Source organism: Streptomyces sp. LS1784, from assembly GCF_020103755.1.
Taxonomy (GTDB): domain Bacteria; phylum Actinomycetota; class Actinomycetes; order Streptomycetales; family Streptomycetaceae; genus Kitasatospora.
In genome coordinates this window covers 1-11,208 of the sequence record NZ_JAHSQD010000263.1, presented here as the reverse complement: position 1 = coordinate 11,208, position 11,208 = coordinate 1, and the positions used below count along the sequence as shown (strand labels likewise).

Here is an 11,208-nt window from a genome sequence, read left to right as displayed (position 1 = left end):
CGGGCGCGCCCACCCCGACCGTCAGCGCGGCCGCCAGGGCGCCGGCGGCGGCCAGGGCGGCCCAACGGGTGCGGTTCGTGTGCGCGTTCACGTGCGGTCGGCTCCAGACTGATCGTCGTCCGGGCCGGAGTTTCCCGGCCCTGACGACGAGTCTTCCGGTGCCGCCCGCCCGGGGCATCAGGGGCGGGCGGCCGTCACTCCCTGATTTCACGTCAGGGTTTGCCCGGAGGCGCGGAGCAGGAGGTCGGCCGGCCGCTGTCCGGTGAACGGCGAAACCGCGCAGGCACCCGCTCCGACGCGCTCCCGCTACGACCCCACACTCAGCCCGAACTCCCTGCACACAGCCGCGAGGGCTTCCGCCGGATCCGATGTGACCGTGCGGCGGGCGCCCTCGACGACGAACGGCGGTTGTCCGTGCCGACCGGTGTCGACCTGGACGTGGTCGGTTCCGGCTTCGACGCTGAGGAAGTACACGTTGTCGTCGTCGGAGGGACGGGTCACCTGCAAACGTTCGACCCGCAGCCCCGGCAGAACTCGACGGACACCTCCGAGAACATCATCCAGCGGGCCGTTGCTACGGTCCGCCGGCCCCCACACCCGTCCTCTGATCCCTGGTTCACCCATGGGTGCATCATCCGACACCAGGCGCACCGTCACATGCCCCAACACCGGATCCGGGGTTGAAGAACAAGCTCAGCCGGGGTCGCGGGCGCAACAGGAGGAGTGGGAAGTCGGCCCGGCCGACTTCCCACTCCTGGAGGCTCATCGGAGTGTTGGGGCGGCGTGAAGGCCCTCGCTATGGCGGGGTTCAGGGGGCATCGGGGGCGAGGTCGAGTTCGGCCCAGACGGTCTTGGCGTTGGGGTGGCGGGGGATGGTGCCCCAGCGGTCACAGAGGGCGTCGACGAGGGTGAGGCCGCGCCCGGTCTGGGCGTTGGGGGTGTGGACGGTGGGGAGGACGGGGAGCCTGTCACCCCGGGGGTCGCTGATCTCGATGCGGAGGGTGGTGCCCCGGCGCACGGTGGTGGTGAGCGAGAGGTGAAGCTCGAACCCGCGCCCCGGAACGCGTCCGTGTGTGATCGCGTTCGCGGCCAGCTCCGCGACGATCAGCAGCGCGCAGTGGAATGGCTCGGTGTGCGTGGAGTCCAGCCCCCAATCGGCGAGTTGACGACGTGCCAGGCGTCGGCAAATGGCTGCGCCCTTGGGGGAGGCGGTGAGGGTGGCGGTGCGGGACCGGGGGTTGTCGAGAGGGATTTCGGTCGTCATGGGAGTTAAGCGTGGCGGGGCGGACGTACGCTGACCATGCACCCAGCAGGCACGGAGAGTGTTTGTACGGGTGCGGACAGCCAATTGGTCGTGGCTCAATCACAGGAGGGTGACCACGATGGGTGCGGCGCGCAACAGCGAGTCGGGCGACGTGGTGCGGACGGAGCTACCGGAGGACCTGACGGAGGTCTCGGACTTCTTCCGCGCGATCGGCAAGCAGATCAAACTCCTACGGGAGCAGGCTGGACTGACACAGAAGCAGCTCGGCGAGATCGTCGGCTACGGCGAGCAGCTGATCAGCGCGGTGGAGCGCGGAGTGCGGACCCCGCAGCCCGATTTGCTGATCGCGGTGGACAGGGCCCTCAACGCCGGCGGCCTGCTGGCCATCGCGGCGGATGACGTGATGAAGGCGCGGGCCAAGGCCCGGCTGCGGCATCCGGCCTGGTTCCGGGGCTACGTGAGCCTGGAGGACGTGTCGGTCGAGACGCACAACTTCGCCACGCTCGACATCCCCGGACTGCTCCAGACCGAGGCGCACACGCGGGCGGTCTACGCGATGAGGCAGCCCCCTCTGGCGGAGGATGTAATCGACATGCGGGTGGCGGCGCGAATGGCGCGGCAGGAAGTGCTCACCCGCTGGCCGCGCGGGATGTTCAGCTGGGTGATCGACGAGAGCGTCCTACGAAGGCCGCTCGGCGGCTGGGACGTCCATACAGCGCAGCTCCGTCGACTCCTGGAGGTCGGCCGGATGCGCGGCATGGTCATCCAGGTGCTGCCGCTGAGCAGAACCGAACACGCCGGGATGGGTGGACCGTTCATTCTGATCACGCCCAAGGGACGTCCTCAGCAGGGCTACGTCGAAGTGCAGACGAGCAGTAGGCTGATCACCGATCCGGACGAGGTCCAGGTCATGAACGCGCGCTACAACGTCCTCCGGGCCCAGGCTTACGACCCCGAGGAGTCCCTGGCCTTGATCGAGAAGATCCTGGGAGAACGATGAGCACCGAGCAGGCATGGTTCAAGAGCAGCTACAGCGGTAACGAAGGCGGCGAGTGCATCGAGGTCGCCGAGACCCCCGGTGTCGTCCACGTGCGCGACTCCAAGGACAAGAGCGGCCCCCAGCTGGTCTTCGAGCCGGCCGCGTGGGAGGCGTTCGTGAAGTTCGCCGCCACCGCCGAGGTCTGATCCGAAGACTTCCCCTCAACGGCCCACCGCCTTCCCCGCGGCGGGCCGTTGGCGTTCGTCGACTTCGCTGCCGCCACCGAGGCCGTCTGACCGCACCCGGCACACGTCCGCACCGCCCGACAGGTTCAGTATGTACGGGTCTCGGCCAGCAGGCAGACGTACGAGCGGCCCCTGTCCTTCGGATGCGGCTGCTCGACCCGCGCCGTGACGGTGAAGCCGGCCGCCTCCAGCAACTCGGCCAGGCGGGCCGCCGGAACCAGGTACGAGGCGTACGACACCGGGTGGCCGTACGCCTTCGCGTGGTCCAACCGGACATCACCCGCGTGGCCGCCGAGCAGCAGGTGCCCACCGGGCGCGAGGACACGAGCGAACTCCGCGAAGATAAGGGGGAGTTGCTCCGCCGGGGCGTGATGGACGGAGTACCAGGCGAGGATGCCGCCGAGGGCGCCGTCGGGCAGGTCGAGCGCGCCCATCGAGCCGTGCAGGAAGCGCAGTTCGGGGTAGGCCCGGCGCGCCAGGGCGACCATCTCACCGGACACGTCGACGCCGAAGGCCGACAGCCCCAACCCGTCCAGGTACGCCGTCACCCGCCCGGGCCCGCAACCGAGGTCCGCGACCTCACCGCCGCCCGACTCCCGCACCAGCTCGGCGAAGGCGGCGAGCATCGCCCGGGACACCGGGTCCATGCCCTCCGGCGGGACGACGAGGCGGAGGTAGTCTGCGGCGACGGTGTCGTACGCCTCCCGGACGGCGGCGAGGTGGGCTGGTTCGGTCACCTCGCCACCCTAGTGCTGCGACCCGCCGTGTTCGCCCGACGAGGCGCCCGTCTCGGCCTCGCGACCTTTCCGACACCGCGCCGGAGCGGGAAGTCGGCCAAGCCGACGTCCCGCTCCGGCGCGGTGCGGACCGACTCAGAGGACGAAGTAGCTCGTCCCGACTGCCCGCGCGAACGCCCCGGGAGCCACCTCCGCCGTCACCGGCCCCTGGCAGTTCGCCGCGGCGTGCACCAGAACCGTCGAGTCCGTGAAGTTCCGGATCGACACCGGAGACGAGGTCGCGTAGCAGCCCCGCTGCGGATTCTCCCGGGGCACACCGTTCACCACCAGGACGCCCGTCGCCGCCTGGGCGGGAACGGCGAGTGCGAGCACACCGACGATGGCCGGCATGCCGACCATCGCGATACGACGACGCATGACTGTTCTCCTTTCCGAGGGCGCACGACTGGGAGCGGGCGCCTCTCCGGACCAGGGATTCCCCTCGCGCCCCGTCCGCGTCGGCACAACCGCTGCCGATCCCTCGAATCGGCGAGCGCGGCAGCGATATCGGACGCCAGGGCCGGGCACCTGTGCGGTCACCGCGCTATTCGGCCCCGACCACCTTCGCGGCCCTGGCGGCGCGCTCGGCGAACACCTTCTCCCGCCGGTCCGCGGTCTGCTTCATCATCCTCTTGCGGTCCCGGGCGGAGAGGCGGTCGATGTAGAGCCCGCCGTTCAGGTGGTCGGTCTCGTGCTGGAGGCAACGGGCGAAGTAGCCGGTGCCGTCGATGACGATGGGCTCGCCGTGCTGGTTGACGCCGCGCACCACGGTCCGGGCCGGGCGGGCGAGCCTGGTGTTGGCGCCGGGAACGGAGAGGCAGCCTTCGGTCTCCTCGATCAGCGCACGCCCGGGATCCTGCTCCTCGACCACCGGGTTGAGCACGTGGCCGGTGTGCCGGACGCCGTCGTCGTCGGGGCAGTCGTAGACGAACAGGCGCAGGTCCACGTCCACCTGGTTGGCGGCGAGGCCGCAGCCGTCGGCGACGTGCATGGTGGTGAACATGTCGTCGATGAGCCGCGCCAGGCGCTCGCTGCCGAAGTCCTCCTCCGTCGCCGTGCGGCAGGCGCGGCGCAGGATCTCCTCCCCCACCTCGGTGATCCGCAGGACGGTCGGGCGTTCACGCGGCTCGGACACGGCGCTCCTTCGAGGGGCTGGGCTTGCTGTCGGCTTTGCAAAGTAGCATGCTTTGCAAAGTGACCGAAGACCTCGTCAGAACCGGCCCCCTTCCCGAACACGCCGTCCGCACCGCACTGCTGGAACTGCTCGCCGAACACGGCACCGTCACCTCCACCGAAGCCGCCGCCCGGCTCGGCCTCAGCTCGGGCCTCTGCTCGTTCCACCTGCGGCAGCTGGCCCGGTACGGGCTGATCGAAGAGGCCCCGGCCACCGACGGACGGGCCCGGCCGTGGCGGCTTCCGACGGTCCGACAGCCCGCAGCAGAGGGCGAGTTCGGCGAGCTGGCGCGCGGCCTGGAGGACGAGAGCCACCAGCGCTGGCTCGCCCGGCGCGCCGAGGCCCCGGCCGAGTGGCAGCGGGACGAGGCCTTCAGTGCCGTCGTCTACCTGACGCCCGAGGAGCTGACCGCCGTCGACGAGGCGGTCCGCCAGGTCCTCGCCCGCTACCGGGGCCGCGAGACCGACCCGGCCACCCGCCCGGCCGAGGCCCGCCCGGTCGCAGCCGTGACGCGCCTGTTCCCGCTGCTCGACGAGTAGTTCAGACCGTCCTCGCTCGCACCGCCCGTACCAGCGGCCCGGCCACCAAGCCCACCGCCGCTCCCAGGACGACCCCCTGCACCCCGTCCCACACGTCCTGCACGTCGCAGTCCCGGCCGATCGCCGGAAGCGCGTACTGCACCGCCGACACCGCGAACGGCAGCGCCGCCGCACCCAGCAGCGCCACCGCTGCCCGCCGCCGGGTGCCCGCCAGCGCGGCCGCGAACCCGACCGGGGCGTAGGTCGCCAGCTTGAGCTCGATGTGCCGGACGTGCAGCAGCTCGTACGGCGATCGCGGCCGGCCGCCCTCCAGGGCGCACTGCCGTACGGCACCCTCCGAGAGCTCGAACGCCTCCGGCAGCAGCGTCGCCGTGACCACCCCGCCGAGTCCGAGCAGCAGCACGAAGCCCACCACCCAGTGAGCCCGCAGCAACCGCCCCACCGGACGGTTCAGCAGGGCCGCGGGCACCAGCGAGAGCAGCAGCCCGGGCCAGAACATCGGCATCCCGCCGAGCACCGCACTGATCACGCCTCAACGGACGCCCCGAACACTCTCCCGGTTCTCGCCGGAGGAGGGAAAAACCACCGGACGGTCACCGGGCGCCCGGCCGCGCAGCTCGGCGTCGAGGACGCGTCGGTGGTGAAGCGGGTACGCCGAGCGGCGGCATCGTCGCAGCCGTACCGGGCCCGGGCCCGAGTGGCTCCGTGGCATCCGGCCACGGAACCTCCGCAGAAACCCGTTTGCGGACCAGGGCGGCCGCTGCTAGTTTTCCGGAGGCCGTGCGAGAGAACGAGGAGGTGGTACCCGTGAACGCAGTATCGACATGGGTGCTCCCCTCCGGGGTCACGGCCGGGCGATAGGTCGTCCGGGAGCGCCGTTCCAGAGCACTCCCGAAAGGCACGACCATGCAGTTCACTTCTGAGCGACGCCTCGACGACGGCGTCCTCGAACGCGAGTTCACCCTCGGCGAGATCCCCGGCATCCTGTGGACGCCCGCGTCCGCCTCCGCGTCCGCACCGGCGCCGCTGATCCTGATCTGTCCCCCGCCGCTCGGACTGAGCAAGATGTACCCCCGGCTGGCAGGGCGGGCCCGGTACTACGCGGCGGAGTACGGCTTCGCCTCGGCCACCATCGAGCTGCCCGGGAGCGGTGACCGGCCCCGTTGGGCCGCCGCCGAGCAGGCCCGCGCCGACCTGCGCCGGGTGATGGAGGCCGGCGAGCCGGTCGGCGACGAGATCGTCGACGCCCTTGTCCTCCCGCTGGTCGAGAAGGCGGTCCCGGAATGGCGGGCCACTCTGGACGCCCTCCTTTCGCTGCCCGAGATCGGCGGCCCGGTCGGGTACGAGGGGGGAGTGATCTCCATTGGCGCCCGGCTGGCAGTGGTCGAGCCGCGCATCTCGGCCGCCGTTCTGTTCGCCGGGAGTTTCGTGCCCCGCACCATCTTCGAGGAGGCCCGCCAGGTCACCATTCCGCTGCAGGTCCTGCTGCAGTGGGACGACGAAGGGAACGACCGGCAGGCGGCCCTGGACCTGTTCGACGCCTTCGGCTCCAAGGAGAAGACGCTGCACGCCAATCTGGGCGGGCACACCGGCGTCCCGCAGTTCGAGCTCGACGCCGGGGCCCGGTTCTTCGCCCGGCACCTGACGTGAGGCCGGGCCGTCCGGACGGCAACGGACGTTAGGCGGTACCGGTCAGGACGCCGCTCATCGAGGAGAGGTCCCGGTCCTCCTCGATGGCGGTGACCGGCGGATGCACGACCGCCCCGATCGCGGCGGTACCGGCCCTCGGCGGTACCGTCCGGTCGGGGCGGCGCCCGGCCACCAGCGCCTCCCCCGGCCGGGCCCATGCCGTGAGGCACTCGGCCCGGCCGGATCAGTGCGGGATCGAGGAGATCAGCTCCTGCGCCCCCTGCCGCTTGAGCGCCAGCGCCACCGAGGTCCCGAGGTCCTCCGGGCTGAGCGCGCCCGCCCACTCGTGGGCGTCCAGCACCTGCTTGCCGTCCGGGGTGAAGACCCGGCCGCGCAGCGAGAGGCGGCCGTCCCTCTCCGCCCTGGCGTAACCGGCGATCGGGCTGTTGCAGTGGCCCTGGAGCGCGTGCAGGAACATCCGCTCGGCCGCCGCCTCGCGCCAGGTTTCATGGTGGCCGAGGGCGGTGACCGCCTCGATGGTCGCGGTGTCGCCCTCGCGGCACTGCAGGACGAGGATGCCGGCGCCGATCGGCGGGCACATCGCCTCGACGCCGAGCACCTCGGTGATCCTCGCCTGCTCGCCGATCCGTTCCAGGCCGGAGACGGCGAGCAGCAGCGCGTCGGCGTCCCCGGCCTCCAGCTTGGCGAGCCGGCTGTTGGCGTTGCCGCGGATCGGGACGCACTCCAGGTGCGGGTGGGAGGCGGCGAGTTGGGCGACCCGGCGGACGGAGGAGGTGCCGATCCGGGTGCCGGGCGGGAGTTCGGCCAGGGCGAGGCCGCCGGGGTGGACGAGCGCGTCACGGATGTCGTCGCGGCGCAGGTACGCGGCGAAGACGGTGCCGGCGGGCAGCGGGCGGTCGGCGGGGATGTCCTTGAGGCAGTGCACGGCGACGTCGGCCTCCCCGGCGAGCAGCGCCGCGTCGACCTCCTTGGTGAACGCGCCCTTGCCGCCCAGCGCGGCGAGGTCGCCGGTCCAGCGGTCGCCCGAGGTGGTGACCGGTACCACCTCGGTGCGCAACTCCGGATGCAGGACGGCGAGTTCGGCGCGGACCCGGTCGACCTGGGCGAGTGCCATGGGCGAGGAGCGGGAGACGATGCGGATCAGCTCAGCGGTGGCCATGGCGCGATGATAGGCGCTCGAACAGCGCGGCCTGAGCATGCGTCAGCCGTGCGGCGGACGCGGCGGCCGACACGGCAGGCCCGGACGGCACGGACGGCCGGTCGGGGTTCCGACCGGCCGTCCGTCCCGAGGTCCGTGCTCACTCGTTGTGCAGCACCTCGGCGATCGACAGCCGGGCCGCCGAGCGGGCCGGGACGAGCGCGCCGAGGACGGCGATCGCCACGCCCGCCAGGGCGAGGCCGACGAGCAGCGGGGCGCTCCAGATGTCGAGCATCTCCTCCGGGAAGACGATCGTCCCGACGTTCTCGGTGATCAGGCGGTGAGCCACCATCCCGACCGGGATGCCGATGATCCCGCTGGCCACGCCCTGCCAGGCCACCGAGACGACCGTCATCGCCACCACCTGCCGTGGTGTCATCCCGATCGACTTCAGCATGCCGAGGTCCCGGCGGCGCTCGCGGATGGTGAGCAGCAGGGTGTTGAAGACGCCCAGTGCGGCGACCACCGACAACAGCACCGTGAAGATCGTGGTGAAGGCGATGACCGCGGCGACCGGCCCGGCCAGGTCGGGCGCGAACACCGAGGCCGACAGGCTCGGGTCGGCGTCCGAGACCGCCTTCCGGTACGCCTCGGCGTCGGCGCCAACGGCGAGCGTCACGTCGTACTCGACCACGTGCGGGTCGTCGGTGAGCGCGGCCCGGGTGGCGTCGTTGGAGGCGAACGCCCGGGGGTTGCCCTGGGACTCCTCGCCGACGAGGGTGACGGGCAACTGCCGCCCGTCCAGGAACAGGGTGAGCCTGTCGCCGACCTTGAGCCCGTGCTGCTTGAGGAAGGACGGCCCTGCCTCGATCTCGTTCGGGCCGGTCGCCGGACGGCCGTCCACCACCGAGAGCCACTTGGAGTTCGCGACGTCGCCGCCGTAGAAGTCGGCGAACGCGGGCTGGGCGTAGCCGACCAGCCCGACCTGGACCAGCCCGCGGCTGGTGACCCGCTCGGCGCCGGGGGTGGCGCGCAGCATCGCCTCGGTCCGGGCCGGGGTGAGCTTCGGCTCGACCTTGTTGCCCGCGAAGTGGGCGGTCTGGACGTTGACGTGGGTGTGACCGTCGTTGTGGTCCACCAGTTCGGTCAGGGTGCTGCTCAGGCCGGTCGTCATCGTCACGGTGACGACGCCGAGCACGATCGCCGCCATGGTCAGCGCGGTGCGGGCAGGGCGGGCGAAGGGCTGGCCGAGGCCCAGGCTGACCGCACGCGGCAGTCTGGTGCCGCTCAGCCACCGTTGGACCTTCAGTCCGCGGCCGTTGCGCGGCGTGCTGCCCGCCGAGATGGCCTGGGCGGCGGAGAGCCGGTGCGCGCGCGAGGCCGGGACCAGGGCGGCGAGGACGACCAGAGTCGGGAGGCTGATCAGGGTGGCGGCGGGCAGCCAGCCGGCGGGCTGGATCACGGCGGTGCCGGTGACGATGCCGGAGAATGCGGACCGGAGGATCGGGTACGACGCCGCCCAGCCGGCCGCCGTGCCGAGGACGGTGCCGGCGATCGCGGGCACCGAGACCATGGTCAGGTAGACCGTGACCACCTGGCGCGGGGTGAAGCCGATCGACTTCAGCACGCCGATGTGCCGGTACCCGGAGACCACCGCGCCGCTCACCACGTTCCCGACGATCAGCACGGAGACGACCAGGCCGAGCACGCCGAAGACCGTCATCAGCGGGAGGTAGGCGTCGGCGCCGGCGGAGAAGGCCTGCTTGAGCACCAGGTACGACTGGGCGCTGACGACCGCGTCCTCGGGCAGGCCTTCGGTGGCCGTGGCCAGGGCGGAGGTGAGCCGCTGCTCGTCGTCGGCGTCGGTGAAGCGGTAGAGCATCTGCCGGCCGGTGGGGTGCAGGGCGGCCGCCTGCTCGGGGGCGACCCAGCCGCCGGCGCTCTGGCTCATGCTGGTGGCGAAGCCGACGACGGTGAGGTGTCGGCCGCCGCCGATGGGGAGCGGGGAGTTCAGGAGACTTTCCGCTCCGCCTCCGAACGGCGAGTTGAGGACCACCTCGCCGGGTGCGGTGGCCCAGCGGCCGGACAGCAGCTCCACCCGGTCCACCGGCCCGGCCGGGTCGGCGCGGCCGACCAGGGTCAGCGGCCCGGGCGGGCTGCCGACCCAGTCGGTGGGGATCTCCACCACGGCCTGGTCGAACGGCCCGGCGGCGGCCTCGACGCCCGGCCGGTGGGCGGTGGCGGCCAGTTGCTCCGCCGAGGCCTTGGCCGGATCGAAGGCGGCGACGACGTGCGCTCCGCGCTGGCCGCCGAAGGCGTCGTCGAACGGGGCCCGGGCGGCGCTGATCACCGCCAGGGCGAGCAGCACGGTCGTGGTCGAGCAGAACACGACCAGGCCGATCACGATGGTCTGCACCCGGCGGCGCTTCACCGCTGCCCGGGAAGCCCGCCACACCGCGCCGGTCATGCGGACGCCTCCAGCATCCGCTCGTTCGCCACCCTGCCGTCCGCGACCTCGACCAGCCGGCTGGCGCAGCGGGTGGCCAGGTTGGGGTCGTGGGTGACGATCAGCAGGGTCTGCCCGATCTGGTTGAGGTCGATCAGCAGGTCCATCACCTGCTCGCCCGAGCGGCTGTCCAGCGCGCCGGTGGGCTCGTCCGCGAGCAGCAGGGCCGGGCGGTTCATCAGGGCGCGGGCCACCGCGACCCGCTGGCGCTCGCCGCCGCTGAGCGAGGCCGGGTAGACGTCCTTGCGGTGCGCCACCCCCAGCTCGTCCAGCAGCTCCAGTGCGCGGCGACGGGCCTGGCGGGCACTGGTGCCGGTCAGCTGGGCGGCCAGGGCGACGTTGTCGAGGGCCGGGAGGTCGTCGATCAGGTTGAAGAACTGGAAGATCATGCCGATGTGGCGGCGGCGGAAGAGGGCCAGCCCGTTCTCGTTCAGCTGTCCGAGGTCCTGCCCCTGCACCCGGACGGTGCCGGCGGTGGGCCGGTCCAGTCCGGCCACCATGTTCAGCAGGGTGGACTTGCCGCACCCCGAGGGGCCCATCACGGCGACCGCCTCGCCGGCGCGGATCCGCAGGTCGACGCCGTCGAGTGCCTTGGCGTCGCCGAACTCCTTGTGGACTCCGGACAGCTCGACGACGACCTGCGCGTCGCCCGGCCGGGAGGTCCCGTCGTGGTCGTTGCTCATGGTGGACGACCGTAGGCGCAGGCGCCCCGCCGTCACGTCCCACCCCGGGTGTAACCGCGGCGGCCGTAGTACCCGGGATGTACGGGGGCGGCACCCCCGGATGATGTGGATCATGCCGCGACCTGGGAAGCTGGCGTCGTGTGGGGAACGGGGTGGGGCTGGGTGGCCGTCGCGGTGGCCGGTGTGGCGAGTGCCGCGGCCGGTCGGCTGGCCGTGGCGCTCGCCCGGGCGCGGCGGCTGCACCGCGCGGCCGT

At 72.1% G+C, this 11,208-nt stretch carries 14 protein-coding genes; 4 read left to right on the top strand and 10 right to left on the bottom strand.

Annotation, left to right across the window (positions count from 1 at the left end; genetic code table 11):
* Nucleotides 1-306 precede the first annotated feature (306 nt).
* Both KS423_RS26140 and KS423_RS26135 read right to left on the bottom strand, forming a co-directional pair.
* A complete protein-coding gene (locus KS423_RS26140; protein ID WP_224282219.1) occupies nt 307-501 on the bottom strand; it encodes a hypothetical protein in 195 nt (64 codons plus the stop codon).
* 307 nt (nt 502-808) lie between these two features.
* On the bottom strand, nt 809-1,264 hold the full coding sequence (locus KS423_RS26135) for an ATP-binding protein (RefSeq protein ID WP_224282218.1): 456 nt from the start codon (nt 1,262-1,264) through the stop codon (nt 809-811).
* Nucleotides 1,265-1,382: 118 nt separating this feature from the next.
* Between KS423_RS26135 and KS423_RS26130 the strand changes: the two genes are divergently transcribed.
* Together KS423_RS26130 and KS423_RS26125 are read left to right on the top strand one after the other, a co-directional pair.
* Nucleotides 1,383-2,264 carry a helix-turn-helix transcriptional regulator gene (locus KS423_RS26130; RefSeq protein ID WP_224282220.1) on the top strand — a complete coding sequence of 294 codons (882 nt, stop codon included), beginning with the start codon at nt 1,383-1,385 and terminating at the stop codon, nt 2,262-2,264.
* Nucleotides 2,261-2,449, top strand: a complete 189-nt coding sequence (locus KS423_RS26125) for a DUF397 domain-containing protein (protein ID WP_224282217.1) — start codon at nt 2,261-2,263, stop codon at nt 2,447-2,449. The genes KS423_RS26130 and KS423_RS26125 overlap by 4 nt, the downstream gene beginning before the upstream one ends.
* A gap of 125 nt (nt 2,450-2,574) precedes the next feature.
* Here KS423_RS26125 and KS423_RS26120 read toward each other — a convergent pair whose 3' ends face one another.
* From KS423_RS26120 to def, 3 genes are all read right to left on the bottom strand, one after another.
* A complete protein-coding gene (locus KS423_RS26120; protein WP_224282216.1) occupies nt 2,575-3,225 on the bottom strand; it encodes a methyltransferase domain-containing protein in 651 nt (216 codons plus the stop codon).
* Nucleotides 3,226-3,360: 135 nt separating this feature from the next.
* Complete coding sequence (locus tag KS423_RS26115; protein WP_224282215.1) at nt 3,361-3,642, bottom strand: hypothetical protein; 282 nt, start codon at nt 3,640-3,642, stop codon at nt 3,361-3,363.
* Between the two features lie 166 nt (nt 3,643-3,808).
* Nucleotides 3,809-4,399, bottom strand: a complete 591-nt coding sequence (gene def, locus KS423_RS26110; RefSeq protein ID WP_224282214.1) for a peptide deformylase — start codon at nt 4,397-4,399, stop codon at nt 3,809-3,811.
* Between the two features lie 47 nt (nt 4,400-4,446).
* Here def and KS423_RS26105 point away from each other — a divergent pair, with 47 nt between their 5' ends.
* Nucleotides 4,447-4,977: a winged helix-turn-helix domain-containing protein gene (locus KS423_RS26105; protein WP_224282213.1), complete on the top strand. Its 531-nt coding sequence runs from the start codon at nt 4,447-4,449 to the stop codon at nt 4,975-4,977.
* A 1-nt stretch (nt 4,978) separates the two neighbouring features.
* Here the strand turns inward: KS423_RS26105 and KS423_RS26100 are convergent, their stop codons facing one another.
* Complete coding sequence (locus KS423_RS26100) at nt 4,979-5,506, bottom strand: hypothetical protein (protein WP_224282212.1); 528 nt, start codon at nt 5,504-5,506, stop codon at nt 4,979-4,981.
* A 377-nt stretch (nt 5,507-5,883) separates the two neighbouring features.
* Between KS423_RS26100 and KS423_RS26095 the strand changes: the two genes are divergently transcribed.
* On the top strand, nt 5,884-6,627 hold the full coding sequence (locus KS423_RS26095; RefSeq protein ID WP_224282211.1) for an alpha/beta hydrolase: 744 nt from the start codon (nt 5,884-5,886) through the stop codon (nt 6,625-6,627).
* 28 nt (nt 6,628-6,655) lie between these two features.
* Here the strand turns inward: KS423_RS26095 and KS423_RS26090 are convergent, their stop codons facing one another.
* From KS423_RS26090 to KS423_RS26075, 4 genes are all read right to left on the bottom strand, one after another.
* Nucleotides 6,656-6,799, bottom strand: a complete 144-nt coding sequence (locus KS423_RS26090) for a hypothetical protein (RefSeq protein ID WP_224282210.1) — start codon at nt 6,797-6,799, stop codon at nt 6,656-6,658.
* 51 nt (nt 6,800-6,850) lie between these two features.
* Nucleotides 6,851-7,786, bottom strand: coding sequence for a hydroxymethylbilane synthase (gene hemC, locus KS423_RS26085; protein ID WP_224282209.1), 936 nt, complete (start codon nt 7,784-7,786; stop codon nt 6,851-6,853).
* Between the two features lie 139 nt (nt 7,787-7,925).
* Nucleotides 7,926-10,232, bottom strand: a complete 2,307-nt coding sequence (locus KS423_RS26080; RefSeq protein WP_224282208.1) for an ABC transporter permease — start codon at nt 10,230-10,232, stop codon at nt 7,926-7,928.
* A complete protein-coding gene (locus tag KS423_RS26075; protein WP_224282207.1) occupies nt 10,229-10,954 on the bottom strand; it encodes an ABC transporter ATP-binding protein in 726 nt (241 codons plus the stop codon). The genes KS423_RS26080 and KS423_RS26075 overlap by 4 nt, the downstream gene beginning before the upstream one ends.
* Between the last annotated feature and the right edge of the window lie 254 nt (nt 10,955-11,208).